We start from the raw sequence: 16761 nt of genomic DNA on the forward strand, positions 1-16761 counted from the left end.
CGCTCAGCGCCCCGGCACACCCCGGTCGGACGGGTCGATCGCGCCGTGCGCGGCCACCAGGGCCCTGCGCACCGCCGCGTCGAGCCTGCGCAGCCCCTCGGAGCGGGCCGTGGCCTGGTGGGCGGTCAGTCCCCGCCCCGAGGACGGCTCGGCCAGCTCCACCACCCCGGCCAGCCGTGCCGCCTGCTCCGCCACCCGGTGCGCCCGGGCCGGGTACCCGCGCGCCAGCGAGGGCGCGCCGCCGCCCAGTTCGCCCAGCCGGCGGTGCACGTCCGGTGCGAACGGGGCGACGTCGTCCACGCCCTCCATGGCCCGGGCGGCCTCGATGAGGGCGAGCTTCAGCGCCTGTTCCGCCTCGGCCAGGCCGGGTACCTGCGGCAGTGCGTCGTTCGCCGGATACGGTGTCCACGAAACGCCCACATAGGATGAACCACGCCGGTCGGCGGAGGGCACCAGGCCCACCTGCCGGTCGGCGAGCCGCACCAGCACCCCCTCCCGCGCCTCGACGGCGGCCTGGTTGAGTTCCTTGGGGCCCACGAGCCCGAGGGGATCGCCCCAGGTGGGCAGGGCCAACCGGAAGGCGGACAGCCCCAGGCCGCGCAGCCGTGTCAGTGCGGTTCGCAGCGGTACGCCGCTGTCGAAGGGCAGGTCCACTGCCGGTACTGTCCCGATCAGGTTGGGACCACCGCGCCGCTCGACGGCGTCGACGGCCTCGTCGAGGCCGACGTGTCCGGCCAGCCAGGCGTTGCCCCAGGCGACGAGTGGTGCGGACGAGAGATGCATTGCTTCAGGGTAGGGCGGCCCGTGCACCGGCGTGGGACGTGACGTGAGGGAGGACGATGGACGGGCGTGTTCTGGGCCTGAGCGGGGTCACGGTGCGGAGGGGCGACGCCCATCTGCTGGACGGGGTGGACTGGACGGTCCTGGAGGGCGAGCGCTGGGTGGTCCTGGGCCCCAACGGCGCGGGCAAGACCACGCTGCTCAACGTGGCCTACAGCCAGACGCACCCGACCGCGGGCGAGGTGGAGATCCTCGGCGAGCGGCTGGGCCGGGTGGACGTGTTCGAGCTGCGTCCGCTGATCGGTTACGCGGGCGCCTCGGTGGCGTCGCGGATCGAGGAGGGCACCGAGGTCCTCGACATCGTGCTGAGCGCCGCCTACGGCTACGTGGGCCGCTTCCGCGAGGAGTACGGGAACCCGGACTACGGCCGCGCCCGCGCCCTGCTGGGCCACTGGGGCGTCGCCGACCTGGCCGACCGCCGCTTCCACACCCTCTCCGAGGGCGAGCGCAAGCGCGTGCTCATCGCCCGCGCGCTGATGTCGGACCCGGAGCTGCTGCTCCTGGACGAGCCCGCCGCCGGGCTGGACCTGGGCGGGCGGGAGGACCTGGTGCGCCGCCTGGGGAGCCTGGCCCGCAACGAGGCTGCGCCCGCGCTGGTGGTGGTGTCCCACCACGTGGAGGAGATCCCCGCCGGGACCACGCACGCCCTGCTGCTGCGCGGGGGCTCGGTGGTGCGTTCCGGGCCGATCGACGAGGTCCTGACCGCGGACCACCTGTCGGAGACCTTCGGGCTCGCGTTGAAGGTGGAGAGGGACGGCGACCGCTGGAGCGCCCGGGCCGTCTGAGGGAGCGCCCGTCCGGGGGCGGCGGCACGGGTGCGCCGGAGCCCGTCCGGGCGGACGCCCCGTGCCGGGTTCCGGGCGTGCGCAGACCCGGTCGTCCGGCACGTGTTCCGTCCGTGCGCATGAGCCCCCGACGACAGACTTTCCCCGTTATTGGATTGCGTTAACTGAGTAAATGTATTGACCATAAACAGTGTTTCTGTCCGGATGTGGTCGCCCCGGCGCATATGGGGTAGCGTCAGCGGACGGTGAGCGGATCGCTCCATTTCGGCGCGCTTTATGATCTTCGGGTGGGCGGGGCCGCCGGGCGCGGTCCGTGCCCGCCTGTCACCCCCGTCTGGAGATCCGGAGCTGCCCAGATGCCGATACCGAATGACGCCCTCCGTCCGGAAACCGGGGCGGCCCCATGACCATGATCATCATCGTGGCGCTTTTCGTCGCGGTTCTGCTGCTCGTCTTCTGGCGGAGCGTGCGTATCGTTCCGCACTCGATGGAGGACGTCGTCGAGCGTTTCGGTAAGTTCCACCGGACGTTGAGCTCGGGTTTCAACATCGTCGTCCCCGGTGTGGACCACGTGCGCGAGCGCATCGACCGCCGCGTCCAGGTCGTGAGCTTCCCGCCGCAGTCGGCCATCACCGAGGACAACCTCGCGGTCGAGGTCGACTCGGCGGTCTACATCAGGGTCGTGGACGCCTACCGGGCCACCTACGAGGTGGCCAACTTCATCCAGGCCGTCGAGCAGCTGACCCTGGCCACGCTGCGCAACGTCATCGGCGGCATGAACCTGGAGGGGACGCTCACCTCCCGCGACGCGATCAACCGCGAGCTGAAGGCCGTGCTGGACGAGGCCACCAGCGACTGGGGCATCGAGATCAGCCGCATCGAGCTCAAGGGCATCGAGCCGCCGTCCTCCGTGCAGGAGGCGATGGAGATGCAGATGCGCGCCGACCGGGAGAAGCGCGCCCAGTTGCTCAGCGCCGAGGGCGAGAAGCAGTCCGCGGTCCTGCGCGCCGAGGGCGAGCGCTCGGCCGCGGTGCTGCGGGCCAGGGGTGCGGCCGAGGCGCAGGCGCTCACCTCCAAGGCCGACGCCGAGGCCCAGACCACCCGGGCCCGCGGTGAGGCCGACGCCATCCACATGGTGTTCAAGGCCCTGCACACCAGCCGGGTCGACCCGGACGTGCTGGCCTACCACTACCTCCAGAAGCTCCCGGAGATCGCCCGGGGCGACGCCAACAAGGTGTGGGTTGTCCCGGCCGAGATGGGCCAGGCCCTCAAGGGGGTCGGCGCCGCGTTCGACCGGCTGCGCGACGACGTGGTCAGGGCCCCCTGACCCGGCTTCGCCGTCCGGCCGGCCGGACGCGCGTCCCGTGCGGCGGGGCCCGCCCCGCGCAGCGGTCGCCCGGCGCCGGACCGGCAGTCTGAGGGCCGGACCGCGAGGGCCCGAGCCCGGTCCAGTACCGGGCTCGGGCCCTCCGCGCATCCCGGCATGATCATCCGATGACCCGCTCTCGTAGTCTGTTGTCGCCCTCGACCGTCGGGGGCGGACAGGGAGAGCTGGGCGGATGGAACTCTGGGAGGCCGCGGTCATCCTCCTCGCCGGTGTGGCCGCCGGCGGGATCAACGCCATCGCGGGGTCGGGGACGCTGTTCACCTTCCCCGTACTCCTGGCGCTCGGCTACCCGCCGATCACCGCCACCGTCTCCAACAGCATCGGCCTGGCCCCCGGGACGCTCAGCGGCACCATCGCCTACCGCCGGGAGCTGGCGGGCCAGCGCGCCCGCATCCTGCGGCTGGGCAGCATGTCCTTCCTCGGCGCGGTGACCGGCGCCCTGCTGCTGATCTACCTGCCCCCGGGCGTGTTCGAGGCCGTGGTGCCGTTCATGATCGGCCTCGCCTGCGTGCTGATCGTCCTCCAGCCGCGGATCACCCGGTGGGTCCGCTCGCGCAGGCCCGCGCACAGGGACGGCGGCCCGCTGCTGCCGCTGGGCGCCTACGGGACCGGAGCCTACGGCGGCTACTTCGCCGCCGCCCAGGGGATCATCCTCATGAGCATCCTGGGCACCGCCCTGGACGAGGAGATCCAGCGGCTCAACGCCCTGAAGAACATGCTCGCCACCATCGTCAACACCACGGCCTCGGTGTTCTACATCATCCTGGCCGAGCCCGCCTGGCCGGTGGTCGGCCTCATCGCCTGCGGGACCATCATCGGCGGATACCTGGGCGGGAGGTTCGGGCGCAAGCTCAGCCCGGCCGCCCTGCGGGTGTGCCTGGTGCTGGTGGGGCTGTCCGCCGCGGTCCAGATCCTCATGGGCCGGGTCTGACCCCGCCCCGCCCGACCCCCGCGCGGACTCGCGGCGACCGCCGCGGTGTCCCGCGAGGGGGTCCCGCGCCGGTCCCCACCGGGGGTCAGGTCCGGAAGTACCCGCGGCGGTCGGCGTCGTCCACCAGGGCGGTCGCGTAGGCGCCCAGCGCCTCCGACCCCTCCTGGATCAGCTTGACCTTCTCCATCACCTGCGCCCGGGTGATCCCGAAGCGCACCCACGTGCCGCCCTCGTTGTGCCAGTTGGCGAGCATGGGCGAGAGCCGGTCGACCGCGCGGGCGAACCGCGCCTCGGCGGTGGCGCGCGCCTCGAACTCCTCCCACAGCTCGCGGGCCCGCTCGGCCTGGTCCTCGGGCAGGAGGGGGAAGATGCGGTCGGCCGCGGCGCGTTCGCGCTCGGCCTGGGTCCGGGAGTTGACGGTGTCGAAGAGGAAGGTGTCCCCGGCGTCGATCTCGACGATGTCGTGGAGGACCAGCATCTCGACGACGCGGTCGATGTCGGTGCCCTCGGGCGCGTACTCGGCGAAGGTGCGGGCTGACAGGGCCAGGTGCCAGGAGTGCTCGGCCGAGTTCTCCCGCCGGGAGCCGTCCACCAGGAGGGACTGCCGCAGGATGCGCTTGAGTTTGTCGACTTCCAGAAGGAAGCGGAGCTGCGCGTTCAACCGCTCGTTGTCGACCCCGCTGGCAAAGACCGGTGCCGGTTCCGTCACGTGGTTCGCCCTCCTGAAGGATGAGTCGAAACGGTCAGGTGGGCCGCTCGGTGCGGCCGCCACTGGATGATCCCATGGAACGCGCACCAGCTGTCGCGCCGGCGTCCGTTGAGGGGACGCGGGAGGAGACGCCGGGGTGCACCCGGTGAACGTGGGGTTTCGCACCGGGCCGGGGAGCGGACGGAGCGCCCGGCGGGGCCCGCCGGAGCCCCTACTCCGCCGTCCGGACCTGGTCGGAAGAGCTCAGGTGCTGGTGGAACCACTCGGTCAGCGCCCGGTCGGTGAGGACTCCGGCCGGGGTGAGCGGGCCGGGGCTCAGGCCCGGTTCCGGACCGATGGCGTGGGCCAGGTCGGGGACCACGATGTGACGGAGCGCATGCTCGGGCGCGTGGGCCGCCACGGCGTCGTGCAGCGACCGGCCGTGCTCGGGGGGCACGACCTCGTCCCGGCCCCCGCTGACGACGAGCAGGGGGACCCGGTCGCGGGAGACCTCCTCGGCGCGGCCGCCGAAGTCCAGCCAGTGGCGGGTGCTCAGGGCCTGCTCGGTCCACTCGTAGGCCGTGCCGGTGCGCCGCTCCCGCGCGGCGATGACCAGGGCGGGGTCCACGACCGGGTTGACGGCGGCGGCGGCGCCGACGGGCAGGCGCCCCTCGGCCAGGGTGAGCAGGACGGCCGCGGCCCCGGCGCCCACGCCGACCAGCCCGACGGGTGCGTCGGTGACGGGGAAGGCGGCGCGCAGTTCGGCGGTGACGCGGTGGAGCTCGGCGGCGGCCTCCTCCACCACCGGGCCGAACAGCTCGACGAGGTAGTCGCGCTCGCCGCGCCGGTTGATCTCGGCGACGCCGCCCTCGGGGAGCCGGGCCCCGAACAGGGGCAGGCCCAGGTAGACCCGCCAGGCCGGGAGCGGGGCCATGGGCACGGTTCCGGCCAGGGCGGCCTCGGCCCGGGGCGGCTCGAAGGCGTGCAGGCCCAGCACGAGCGGGGCCGGGACGTCACCGCTGGCGGGCGGCAGGGCCAGGAAGGGCACTCCGGCGGCCGTTCCGGTGACGGGTCGGGAGAGGGTGCCGGCGTCGGCTACCACGGATGGTCGCCTCCGTTGCGTCGGGAGAAGTGGGACAGGTAACTGCTGACCAGGTGCTTGGCCTCGCGGACGAGTGCGGGGTCGCCCTCGGGGTCGTCGCGGAAGGCGAGCTTGAGCACCGCGTCCGCGGCCTCGACGGCGACGTCGATGGCCCGGTCGAGCTCCTCATTGTCGGGGATGCCTGTGACAGAGACGATGATCCTGCGCAGGCGGATGGAGATGACGCGGTTGTTGTCGGCGCCTCCGTTGAGGAGGCGCGGGTCGACGATGTCACCGAAGTGCAGGCTGCGAAAGCCCGGCACGTGGCGGTGCATGTCGATGTACTCGTCGACCACCGCGTCCACGGCCAGGGTCCAGTGGCTGAAGGAGGCGTCGGCGAGGCGCTCGGTGACGCGCGTGCCGAACTGGTCGAGGAAGCGCAGCCCGAGGGCCTGGGTGATGGCCTTCTTGTCCGGGAAGAACTGGTAGACGGAGCCGATGGCGACCCCGGCGCGCTCGGCGATCCTGGTCGTGGAGAGGTTGTCGTAGCCGACCTCGTCGAGGAGTTCGGCGCAGCAGTCGAGCATGCGCTGGACCCTGAGCATGCTGCGCTGCTGGGCGGGCAGCCTCCGCAGCGGCGCCTGCGCGAAGGCGAGTTCGTCGTGGGCGACGCTGGCTCGTCCACGGCCCTCGCGTGACGCGTGGTCACCCCCCGTACTGCCTGGGGAGCGTCGTGACCGCGGGGGTGTTGAGCTTCGGGAGTTTGTCGTCACAGCTCCTATGATGCCTTTCCGGAATCACCTGGTTCCGGGGAAATTCCAGTTTCGTTCCCCCGCCCCTCCCGGAGCGCGGCCAGCGGTCCGGAGCGAGGGGGACCCCGGCCGGGGCCTCCCGGGCGCTGCGCGCGCACAGCGCGCCCCGAGTTTGGATAGCGCTTTCCTGATCGGCTCTGGCATGGTTGGATCAGGGCCGACGCAGCGTACACACCCTCCTGGAGGCTGAGAGCCATGACCACCGCCCCGGACACCACGCCGGAGGAACTCGACGCCGTCATGGAACGGGCCGCCGCCGCGGCGCCGCTCCTGGCCGCCCTCACCCCGGGCGAGCGCGCCGGATTGCTGCGCGCCGTCGCCGACGCCCTGGACGGCGCCGCCGACGAGCTCGTGCCGATCGCGATGGAGGAGGCGCACTACCCCGAGGCGCGCTGCCGTGGGGAGCTGGGCCGCACCACCTTCCAGCTGCGCCTGTTCGCGCAGACCCTGGAGGAGGGCTCCTACCTGGAGGCCGCCGTGGACCCGGCCGACCCCGACTGGGGCACCCCGCGCCCGGACGTGCGCCGCCTGCTGGTCCCGCTGGGCCCGGTGGTGGTGTTCGGGGCGAGCAACTTCCCGTTCGCGTTCGCCACGGCCGGAGGGGACAGCGCCTCCGCTCTGGCCGCCGGATGCCCCGTGGTCGTCAAGGCCCACCCCGGGCACCTCCGGCTCGCCCGGCGCACCGCCGAGATCGTGGTCGCGGCGCTCGACGGAGCCGGGGCGCCCGAGGGCTGCTTCGCCCTGGTGGAGGGGGTGGAGGCGGGCAGGCGCGCGGTCACCCACCCGCTCACCCGGGCCGTGGGCTTCACCGGGTCCATCCCCGGCGGTCGGGCCCTGTTCGACCTCGCGGTCTCGCGTCCGGACCCGATCCCCTTCTACGGGGAGCTGGGCAGTGTGAACCCGGTGTTCGTCACCCGCGCGGCCGCCTCCGCGCGCGGCGACGAGATCCTGGGCGGGTACGCGGACTCGGCCACCATGGGCTCGGGCCAGTTCTGCACCAAGCCCGGCGTGCTGTTCGTGCCGGAGGAGACCAAGCTCGACGCCCTCGTCGCCGACTTCGGCGGGCGCGCGGCCGCCCCGCTGCTCAACGAGCGGGTCTCCGAGGGCTTCGTGCGCGGGCTGGACGCCCTGAGCGCCCACCCGGCCACCGAGGTGCTGGTCCAGGGTGTGCGCACCGGCGACGACTGGACCCCGTCCCTGCTGCGCACCGACCTGGACTCCCTGCTGGAGAACGCCGAGACCCTCCTGGAGGAGTGCTTCGGCCCGGCGACGCTCGTGGTCACCTACCCCGACGAGCGGCGGCTGCTGGAGGCGGCCGGGGTGTTCGGCGGCCAGCTCACCGTGACCGTGCACGGCGAGGAGGACGACGAGATCGCGCCCGCGCTGCTGGCGCTGGGCGCGTCCCTGGCCGGACGGGTGCTCTGGAACAGCTGGCCGACCGGGGTGGCGGTCACCCACGCCATGACCCACGGCGGCCCCTACCCGGCCACCACCGCGCCGCTGCACACGTCGGTGGGCACCACCGCGGTCCGGCGCTTCCTGCGCCCGGTCACCTACCAGTCGGTGCCGCAGTCGCTGCTCCCCCGGGAGCTGCGTGACGACAACCCGCTGGGCGTGCCGCGCCGCGTGAACGGCGCAGCGCCCTCCGCCTGACCGGTCCGCCGGGCGCGTCGGCCGATGCGCCCGGCGGGTGCCGTGCCCACGGGGCGCGTCGTCGCGTGGGCCGACCGCGGACGTGCCGGACGCGGCTTCGGGGGTCGGTGTGTGACGGGGACCGGTCTCCGGGGCCGCCACAGGGAACGGGACACCGCGCCGAGGGACGTGCCGGGCCCGCCCCCTTAGGAGCAGCGCGTCGCGCGCGGAGTCGCCGGGGACGCGGTGATCGGGTCCCAGGAGTGCCATCCTTCGGCGGCGTGGTGGTCGTAGGCGTCACGGACCGCCTCGGCGCAACGCCTGTCCCGAGCCGCCATGGTCGGATGCAGGAACACGAACAGCACGTTGCACAGGAGGGCGAAGAGGAGGAACACGGTGTTCACGGAGACGCCCTCCGTCGTCAGCCACCACACCAGGAATCCGGCCTGCACGCACGACACCGCCGCCCAGATGGCGGACGTGCGGCGGGGGAACCGGATCGCGTACTCCCTCAGCTTTCGTTCGGCCATGATCCGGGCCAGCCAGTTGGTCCCGGGGTCGGGACACAGCACCCCCTCCTCCACCAGCTTCTCGGCCATCGCCAGCCGGTACGGATCGGCGTTGGTCGGCAGGGGGGCGTGACCGGAAGAGCGGCGCACTCCCCGGGCGGCCAGTTCACCGACGAGCGCGGTCGCCCCGACGACCAGGGCCAGTCCGACACCTGAGTAGGTCAGGAACTGCGCACGGGAGTCGGTGAGTTCGCTGGCCGGGATCAGGAGGATCAGCCAGAGCAGGAGGAGGACGCTTCCGAAGACGGGGTAGGCGAAGAGGCGCGGCCTGTTCTGCGAGCGGATCAGGTTGCGCGCACGGAACACGGCGGTGCCCGACGGCGGACGCGGAAACCTCGGCGGGGGCTGGGGGATCACCTTCACACCGTATCCGGGCCCGCTTCTGACGGACAGCTGTGAACTTGACCTGCGAGGGCTTGGGGCTACCCCTCGGCACGCGTAACTTGTCGCCATGCACACCCACTCCACGCCTCCCGACGTCGAGGCGCTCGTCCGCGACCTGCCCAAGGTGGAACTCCACGTCCACCTCGAAGGGTCGATGCCCGCCGACACCCTGTTCGACCTCGCCCGCAGGCACGGCGTCACCGACGTTCCCGACACCCTGGAGGCACTCCGGGACTGGTACGTCTTCACCGACTTCCCGCACTTCGTCGAGGTCTACCTCGCCTCGGTCGCGACCCTGCGCGAGGAGCAGGACTTCGCACTCCTGGCCTCGGCGGTCGCCGAACGCCTGGCCGCGCAGAACGTGCGCTACGCCGAGATGCACGTCAGCCTCTACACCCACCTGATGCGCGGGGTGCCCGCCCGCGTGGTCTTCGACGGCATCGAGGAGGCCCGCCGCGCGGCCGAGAGCCGGCACGGCATCCAGCTGCGGTGGATCCCCGACTTCCCCGCCGACTTCGGCCTGGAGAGCGCGGAGGCCACCGTGGAGGCGGTCCTGCGCGACGCGCCGCCCAGCGTCGTCGGCTTCGGCGTCGGCGGCGTGGAGACCCCGCTGGAGCAGTACGCCGGGGTGTTCGGCAGGGCCCGGGCCGCCGGGCTGGCCAGCCTGCCGCACGCCGGTGAGCACGGCGGCCCCGAGCGGGTGCGCGAGGCCCTGGACGCGCTCGGCGCCGAGCGGATCGGCCACGGCATCGACTCCATGCGCGACGAGGCGCTGGTCGGTCGCCTGGTGGAGGGGCGCATCCCGGTGGACATCAGCCCCACCTCCAACGTGTGCACCCGAGCCGTGGCCGAGCTGGGCGACCACCCGCTGCCCCGCATGCTGGAGGCCGGTCTGCTGCTCACCCTCAACACCGACGACCCGACCATGTTCGGCACCGACCTGAACAACGAGTACCGTGCCGCGCACGCGCTGGGGCTGGACGCCGCCGACCTGGTCGGGCTCGCGGCGAACGGCGTGCACGCCTCCTACCTGGGCGCGGCCCGCCGCCACGCGCTGCTGGCGGAGATCGGCGAGGTCGCCGCCCGCCACGGCGTCGACCCGGCGAAGGTCGCGGCGCTGCGCTAGCGTCCCGGCCGGAACGGTCGCCGGTGGGACGGCCTGGTGCGTGAACGGCCGCCGCGGTCCTAGGCGGGCGGGTCGGCCAGCGGCAGCCCGCACTGGGCGCGCATGTCCACCCAGGTCCGCGCGGCCTGTGCGGCGGCCTCGCCCTCGTAGGGGACGGGGACGCCGCCCCGGATCCGCGCCGGGGCCCAGTCCGACCCGATCACGCTGCCCTGGTCGAAGGTGAGGGTGAGCACACCCGTCTCGGCGGTGGGGCCCTCGAAGTTGTAGAAGACGAAGTTGCCCAGGCCGTAGTGCACGTACGAGTCGCCCAGGAACCCGCCCGGGGACAGCACGTGCGCGTGGCCGCCGACGACGGCGGACGCGCCCGCGTCGACCAGTTCCCGGGCCAGGTCGGGGGCGTGCGGGAGCGGGCAGTGCGAGCCCTCCAGGCCCCAGTGCATGAAGACCACCACGTTGTCGTGTTCCGCGGCGGCCTCCGAGACGGCGGTGAGCAGCCGCTGCTTCGTCTCGCCCTTGGCGGAGGCCAGGCCGGGCTTGCCCTCGCCCGCCGTCCACTCCGCCATGAGGTGGTCGTCCATGACGTCGGTGGCGCCGAACAGGGCGACGCTCTGGCCGTTGACCTCGGCGACGTGGGGCGTGTACGCCTCCGCGGCGTCGCGCCCGGCGCCGACCAGCGCCACGGGCGAGGCCTCGCCGTTCGCGAGGGTGTCGGCCAGTCCGTCCACGCCGTAGTCCATGCCGTGGTTGTTGGCGACGGTGGCCACGTCCACCCCGGCGGCGTCCAGGGCCTCCAGGGCGGTGGCGGGCGCGCGGAACACGTACGCCTTGTCCGGGGCCGGGGTGCCGCCCTCGGTGACCGCGGTCTCCAGGTTGACCATGGCCAGGTCGGCGGCCGAGAGCTGCTGCGCGATCGGCGCGAGCGCGGTCCGCGGGTCGTCCAGGGCCGGTTCGAGCAGGCCCTCGAACATCACGTCACCGCCGAAGGCGACGGTGAAGGGTTCCGGGGCCCCGGGCTCCGTGCCGGGCGACGGCGGGGCCGCGCCCTCGGGCGGGTCCGGCGCCGCGTCGCCCAAGGAACAGGCGCTGGGGAGGAGGGCGAGGGCCAGTGCCGCGGCGCCGACCGCGGTGCGCGCGCGGGGGCGCGGGGATACGGGTTGCATGCATGCTCCAGTGGGGCGGGGGAAACGGGGCATATCCTGATAATTGGGACGCACGTCACACGCTTCCGGTTGGCCTTCGTGGCTGGAGGGATCCGGGTTCCTCGTTCCGTCACCGGCGATGACCACGGGTGTTCGCTCCCCTACCACGGGGCGCGGTCATCGAGTCCGGGTGCCGACGGCGTCGACGGCCGGTCGAGTTCAGGGTAGGTGCGCGTGACCAGCGCTTTCGCTGTGTTTGTCCAGTTCAGGGCTCTGCCGGACCCTGGAGCCCCTGCGGCTGAGGGGGTTCGCGCGCCCTGGTGACGAACGGCACGCACGTCTTCCGGCGGTCGCGGTCCGGGGGCGCGCGTCCTCGGCGGGCTCGTCCCCGGTTGGCGCGGTTCCGGCGGTCGCGCCCTCCGGGCGGTACGGCGCCCCGGCCGGATTCCGTGGGCTTTCCCCTCTTCTCCGGATTTCGCCCACAAAGGAATTATCCGTGCACGGGAGAGGAAATCTGGCATAGGTTTTCGGGCGCCCGGGGTCGGCTGGGATACGAATCTTCGAAGTTGCTTAGTAGGTTCAGAAATGGGGTTTACCGGGAAAATTTTATTTTCCTCGGACAACCCAGAGTGGGTGTTTATAAGCACAGGGTAGTCAAAAGGGTGCGCTGTGAGCTGTGCTTATCACTCCATGTGGCTAATGCATTGCTGGCTGTACTTATACTGGGGAAGTGTATTTTCCGAAAACGCCTGCGAGCCTTCGACGGCTTGCTAACGTTTCGGTCCGTCGGCGGTTCCGCGAGCTTTCGAACCGCGACTTCACACACGCGGGTCACCCCGCCGTCACGCAGCCTTCCCTGCTGGCGGACCCGCCCGCCGTGGACAGCCGGACCCGCGAGACGACACGGGCACCGGTCCTGTCGCGGACCAGCGCCGCAACGGCGCGATCCCCAAGCCGTATCCGTGAAAGGTCACCTCCGCACATGCGCAACACACTCCGTTACTCCTTCGCCACCGTCATGACCGCCGGACTGGTCGTGGCACCCGTCGCGGCGGCCTTCGCCGATACCACCACCAGCGGCTCCGGCGGCATCGGTAGCGGGAACCAGATCGTCGTGCCCGTGGACATCGAGGCCGAGCTGTGCGGCAACTCGATCGCGATCCTCGGTATCTCCAGCGCCACGTGCACCCAGGTCTCGGAGGTCCTCTACGAGGCCAGCGGCCAGGGCGGGGCCGCCACGGACGGCTCCGGCGGTGTGGCCAGCGGCAACCAGATCATCGTTCCCGTGGACGCCGCCATCGACGCCTGCGGCAACTCGGTCGCGGTCGGCGGCATCAGCCAGGCCGAGTGCGTCGAGGTGGTCGAGGTCCTGGAGGAGGAGAGCGCCGACGCGCCCACCACCAGGACCGACGGCTCCGGCGGTGTGGCCAGCGGCAACCAGATCATCGTTCCCGTGGACGCCGCCATCGACATCTGCGGCAACTCGGTGGCCATCCTGGGCGGCTCCAGCGCCAAGTGCACCACCATCATCAACATCATCCAGGCCTCCCCCGAGAACGAGGGCACCCCCGACACCGCCACCAGCGGCGCGGGCGGGATCGGCAGCGGCAACCAGGTCGTGGTCCCGGTGGACGCGGCCGTCGACATCTGCGGCAACGCCGTGTCCGTGCTCGGCCTGGCCGAGGGCTCCTGCATGGAGATCATCTCCGAGGAGGAGAAGCCGGAGGAGCCCGGCGAGGAGAAGCCCGAGGAGCCCGGCCAGCCCGAGGAGGAGAAGCCGGAGGAGGAGAAGCCCGAGGAGCCGGGCGAGGAGAACCCCGAGGTGCCCCGCGAGGAGGACAAGGGCGAGGACGACTCCAGCACCGGCGAGGAGCCGACCGGGCCCCAGGCCGACGAGCAGCTCCCCGTGACCGGTGGCGCCCTGGCCGGTCTGGTCGCCGCGGGCGTCGCCGCGGTCGGCGCGGGCGGCGCCGGGCTGTACTTCGCCCGCAAGCGCAAGGCCGCCGCCGTGACCGGCGACGACGAGTAGCACGGTCGGGGGACCCGGGTTCCCCGACCACACGCGGGGCCGCCGGTGACCGGCGGCCCCGTCCGGGTGCGGGCCGTCGCACGGGTACGGCGTCCGGTCCCGGCCGTGGCGGCGGGCCGGGTCGGGCGGGCCGGGACCGCGCGGTACGTGGAGGCGAGGGGCGGTGCGAGGCGGCCGGAGGAGTCTCATAACCTCGAAGACGTGCTCAAAGTCCTGTTCTCGCAACGAATGCTGGCCTTCCACGCGCTGGTGCTGGTGCTGGTGCCCAGCTTCGTCTGGCTGGGCTTCTGGCAGCTGGACCGGGCCGGGCAGCGCGGCGCGGCGGTCGACCTCCAGCAGTCCAACCTCGCCGCCGACCCCGTGCCGGTGGCCGAGCTGACCCGGGTCGGCGAGGACGTCGACCCCGACGACCGCTGGCGCACCGTCGAGGCCACCGGAACCTGGGACACCGAGCACGAGATCCTGCTGCGCAACCGCGACGGCTCCGGGGGCGTGGGCTTCCACGTGCTGACCCCGCTGGTCACCGAGGAGGGGAGCGCGGTCCTGGTCAACCGCGGATGGGTCGAGCGCGGCGAGACCGCTCTCGACCAGCCGGAGGTGCCGCCCGCGCAGGAGGGCCCCGTGGAGGTGGCCGGGCGCCTGCACTACTCCGAGACCGAGGAGAACACCGGGCTGCGCAACCGCGACGACCTGCCCGAGGGGCAGCTGATGATGGTCGACGTGGACCGGATCGCCGCGGACCTGCCCTACCCCGTCTACGGCGGCTACGTCGACCTGACCCGGCAGGACCCGATGCCGGAGGCGGCGCCCGAACCGGTCGTCCTGCACGAGGAGGACGCGGGGATGAGCGCGTCCTACGCCGTGCAGTGGTGGGTGTTCGCCGTCGTCGCCGTCGGCGGATGGGTTTTCCTCGTCCGCCGCGAGATCCGGGACGCCCGCGAGGCCGAGGCGGGTGAGTCCGGTGCGTCCGCGGAGGTCGCAGGGGCTGGGGAGACCGGTGCGACCGCCGAGCCTGCCGAGTCCGCCGAGGCCGTGGGGTCCAGCCGGAGTTCCGAGGGGCCCGCCGAGTCCGGGGAGGACTCCGGCGCGACCGCGGGCAGGGGCGGGTCCGGGACCGCCTGACACGGGGGCGCGTCCGTTGCGCCGGCCGGTCGCTGTCCGCGGGGTCCGGCCACGGGGCGCCCGGCAGTTCGGCCCCCGTGCACGCGCCGCGGCCCCGTGCACGCGCGCCTTTCTGGGAGGCTTGCCCCATGAACGATGACGGCTATCCGGACCCCGGGCGCGTGGCGCGCCGCGCCGTGGACGCCGAGGAGAGCGCCCGCGCCGGACGCCGGTGGTGGGACGGCGCGGCCGACGCCTACCAGGCCGAGCACGGCGGCTTCCTCGGCGACGCCGGGTTCGTGTGGTGTCCGGAGGGCCTGACCGAGGCCGAGGCGCGCCTGCTCGGCGACCCGGAGGACCTCCTGCGGGCCCGGGTGCTGGAGGTGGGCTGCGGCGCGGGCCAGTGCGGGCGGTGGCTGCGTGCCCGGGGAGTGCGCGAGGTGGTCGGGTTCGACCTGTCCTTCCGCCAGCTCCAGCATTCGCGCAGGATCGACGAGGGGACCGGGCACGCGCTCGCGGCCGTGCAGGCCGACGCCCAGCGGCTGCCGTTCGCCGACGCCTCCTTCGACGTCGTGTTCTCCTCGTTCGGGGCCTTCCCGTTCGTGCCCTCGGCCGACGACGCCCTGGCCGAGGCCGCGCGGGTGCTCGGGCCCGGAGGGCGGCTGGTGTTCTCCGTGACCCATCCGGTCCGGTGGAGCTTCCCGGACGACCCCGGGGAGGACGGGTTCACCGTGAACCAGTCCTACTTCGACCGCCGCGCCTACGTGGAGGAGGACGACGGCGGGACCGCGGTCTACGTGGAGCACCACCACACGGTGGGCGACTGGGTGCGCGGGATCGCCCGCGCGGGCCTGGTGCTGCGGGACGTGGTCGAACCGGAGTGGCCCGAGGGGCTGGACCGGGTCTGGGGCGGCTGGGGGCCGGTGCGCGGCCGGATGATCCCCGGCACCGCGATCTTCTCGGCGGACCGGCCCTGAGCCCGGGAGAGAACGGGGGTGGCGGAGCCCCTGCACTTCGCCGCCCCGGCCCTAGACGGGTTCGCCGAGGTACTCCGCGGGCACGGCGGGCACCAGCCGCACTCCGTTGCCGGTGACCCGGAAGACGTGGCCGTCGCCGGGGCGCTGGCCGCGGCCACCCTGCTCGGGTTGTGGTGGGCGCTCCGGCGGAGGAGGGAAAGCGGGGAGAGCCGAACGCGCCGGTCCCGGAGCGGGGGTCCGGCCGCCCCTGAGCGGTTCCCCGAACCCGGGGCGAACGGGCCCGCGGAAGGGGTTCGCGGGCCCGTCGGCGGGTATTCCGGGCCCGGAACACCCCTCCGACGACGACCAGGAGCCCCCGCGTGACCGACGTCGGTGTCCGGACCGCCCTCCCCTCCGACCACCCGCGCATCCTGGCGGTCTGCGACGACTGGTGGGGGCGCCCCGTGGCGCACATCCTCCCCCGGCTCTTCCTCGACCACTTCCACACCACCAGCCTCATCGCCGAGGCGGAGGGGGAGTTGGCGGGCTTCCTGATCGGCTTCCCCTCGCCGTCCGTGCCCGAGGAGGCGTACGTGCACTTCGCCGGGGTGGCCCCGGGGCACCGCAGGACAGGGCTCGCGAACGGGCTGTACCGGCGCTTCACGGACGGGGCGAGGGAGCGCGGGTGCACGGTCGTGCGCGCGGTCACCTCCCCCGCCAACGAGCGCTCGATCGCCTTCCACCGCGCCCACGGCTTCACCGTCACAGGGCCGCACGCCGACTACGAGGGGCCGGGCGTGGACCGGATGGTCTTCACCCTGCGCCTCGGGGAGTGACGGGCGACGCGCGGACACGGGGCCCGGGCACCGGTGGGAGGGCCGCGCCGCGGCCCCGGCGCGCGGCCCCGCGCCGCGTATGATCCGGCTACCGGACGCGGAGGAGGCACGGTGCGGCTCAAACTCGACCTGCACGACATCTTCAACAAGGGACGGGACATCGACCGGGCCCTCAACGACATCATGGACGAGGCCGAGCGCACGGGCGCCAAGAGCATCGAGATCATCCCCGGCAAGGGTTCCGGTCAGCTCAAGAAGCGGGTGCTGCGCTTCCTCGACCGCAAGGACGTCAAGGCCCGCTACCACCGGGTCGAGAAGGACTCCAAGAACTTCGGGCGCCTGTTCGTGCACTTCAGGCACTGAGCGCGTCCCTGCCGCGGTCGGCAGCGGGCCGGTGCGGGCGGGGCCGCCGGGCCCGGCAACGGCGAGTTGTGTGAGTTTTTGCCCCTCCGATCCCCGAAACCT

16 protein-coding genes are annotated in these 16761 nt (G+C 73.1%); 10 read left to right on the plus strand and 6 right to left on the minus strand.

Translation table 11 applies throughout. The annotated features are described in order from the left end of the window. Positions 1-3: 3 nt before the first annotated feature. Positions 4-783, minus strand: a complete 780-nt coding sequence (locus tag PV789_RS01160; protein WP_274975771.1) for an Rv1486c family protein — start codon at positions 781-783, stop codon at positions 4-6. 56 nt (positions 784-839) lie between these two features. On the opposite strand from PV789_RS01160, the gene PV789_RS01165 reads away from it, so the two are divergent. From PV789_RS01165 to PV789_RS01175, 3 genes are all read left to right on the plus strand, one after another. Further along, positions 840-1625: an ABC transporter ATP-binding protein gene (locus tag PV789_RS01165; RefSeq protein WP_212641937.1), complete on the plus strand. Its 786-nt coding sequence runs from the start codon at positions 840-842 to the stop codon at positions 1623-1625. 403 nt (positions 1626-2028) lie between these two features. Further along, entirely contained in the window at positions 2029-2952 is a 924-nt protein-coding gene (locus PV789_RS01170) for an SPFH domain-containing protein (protein WP_274975772.1), read from the plus strand. Positions 2953-3184: 232 nt separating this feature from the next. Next, positions 3185-3943: a sulfite exporter TauE/SafE family protein gene (locus tag PV789_RS01175; protein ID WP_274975773.1), complete on the plus strand. Its 759-nt coding sequence runs from the start codon at positions 3185-3187 to the stop codon at positions 3941-3943. Between the two features lie 85 nt (positions 3944-4028). On the opposite strand, the gene PV789_RS01180 is transcribed toward PV789_RS01175, so the two are convergent. From PV789_RS01180 to PV789_RS01190, 3 genes are all read right to left on the minus strand, one after another. Further along, positions 4029-4652 carry an HD domain-containing protein gene (locus PV789_RS01180; RefSeq protein ID WP_017563491.1) on the minus strand — a complete coding sequence of 208 codons (624 nt, stop codon included), beginning with the start codon at positions 4650-4652 and terminating at the stop codon, positions 4029-4031. A 211-nt stretch (positions 4653-4863) separates the two neighbouring features. After that, positions 4864-5733 carry an alpha/beta hydrolase family protein gene (locus tag PV789_RS01185; RefSeq protein ID WP_274975774.1) on the minus strand — a complete coding sequence of 290 codons (870 nt, stop codon included), beginning with the start codon at positions 5731-5733 and terminating at the stop codon, positions 4864-4866. Further along, positions 5727-6317: a TetR/AcrR family transcriptional regulator gene (locus PV789_RS01190; protein ID WP_047870402.1), complete on the minus strand. Its 591-nt coding sequence runs from the start codon at positions 6315-6317 to the stop codon at positions 5727-5729. The genes PV789_RS01185 and PV789_RS01190 overlap by 7 nt, the downstream gene beginning before the upstream one ends. 402 nt (positions 6318-6719) lie before the next feature. Between PV789_RS01190 and PV789_RS01195 the strand changes: the two genes are divergently transcribed. Further along, on the plus strand, positions 6720-8177 hold the full coding sequence (locus PV789_RS01195; RefSeq protein WP_274975775.1) for an aldehyde dehydrogenase (NADP(+)): 1458 nt from the start codon (positions 6720-6722) through the stop codon (positions 8175-8177). Between the two features lie 185 nt (positions 8178-8362). Here PV789_RS01195 and PV789_RS01200 read toward each other — a convergent pair whose 3' ends face one another. After that, a complete protein-coding gene (locus PV789_RS01200) occupies positions 8363-9082 on the minus strand; it encodes a hypothetical protein (protein ID WP_274975776.1) in 720 nt (239 codons plus the stop codon). 94 nt (positions 9083-9176) lie between these two features. Here PV789_RS01200 and add point away from each other — a divergent pair, with 94 nt between their 5' ends. Beyond that, complete coding sequence (add, locus tag PV789_RS01205) at positions 9177-10235, plus strand: adenosine deaminase (protein ID WP_274975777.1); 1059 nt, start codon at positions 9177-9179, stop codon at positions 10233-10235. 59 nt (positions 10236-10294) lie between these two features. On the opposite strand, the gene PV789_RS01210 is transcribed toward add, so the two are convergent. Continuing rightward, positions 10295-11395 (minus strand): CapA family protein, encoded by a 1101-nt coding sequence (locus PV789_RS01210; RefSeq protein ID WP_274975778.1) that lies wholly within the window; start codon positions 11393-11395, stop codon positions 10295-10297. Positions 11396-12356: 961 nt separating this feature from the next. Here PV789_RS01210 and PV789_RS01215 point away from each other — a divergent pair. The 5 genes from PV789_RS01215 to PV789_RS01235 all read left to right on the plus strand — a co-directional run bounded on the left by PV789_RS01215 (position 12357) and on the right by PV789_RS01235 (position 16659). Continuing rightward, positions 12357-13403, plus strand: a complete 1047-nt coding sequence (locus PV789_RS01215; RefSeq protein ID WP_274975779.1) for a chaplin — start codon at positions 12357-12359, stop codon at positions 13401-13403. A gap of 201 nt (positions 13404-13604) precedes the next feature. Next, entirely contained in the window at positions 13605-14525 is a 921-nt protein-coding gene (locus PV789_RS01220; protein ID WP_274975780.1) for an SURF1 family cytochrome oxidase biogenesis protein, read from the plus strand. 128 nt (positions 14526-14653) lie between these two features. Then, entirely contained in the window at positions 14654-15481 is an 828-nt protein-coding gene (locus tag PV789_RS01225; RefSeq protein ID WP_274975781.1) for a class I SAM-dependent methyltransferase, read from the plus strand. A 359-nt stretch (positions 15482-15840) separates the two neighbouring features. Next, positions 15841-16296 carry a GNAT family N-acetyltransferase gene (locus PV789_RS01230; RefSeq protein ID WP_274975782.1) on the plus strand — a complete coding sequence of 152 codons (456 nt, stop codon included), beginning with the start codon at positions 15841-15843 and terminating at the stop codon, positions 16294-16296. Between the two features lie 111 nt (positions 16297-16407). After that, positions 16408-16659, plus strand: coding sequence for a Smr/MutS family protein (locus PV789_RS01235; RefSeq protein WP_013156341.1), 252 nt, complete (start codon positions 16408-16410; stop codon positions 16657-16659). The last annotated feature ends 102 nt before the right edge of the window (positions 16660-16761 follow it).

The sequence above is a fragment of the Nocardiopsis camelliae genome (assembly GCF_028993595.1).
Taxonomy (GTDB): domain Bacteria; phylum Actinomycetota; class Actinomycetes; order Streptosporangiales; family Streptosporangiaceae; genus Nocardiopsis; species Nocardiopsis dassonvillei.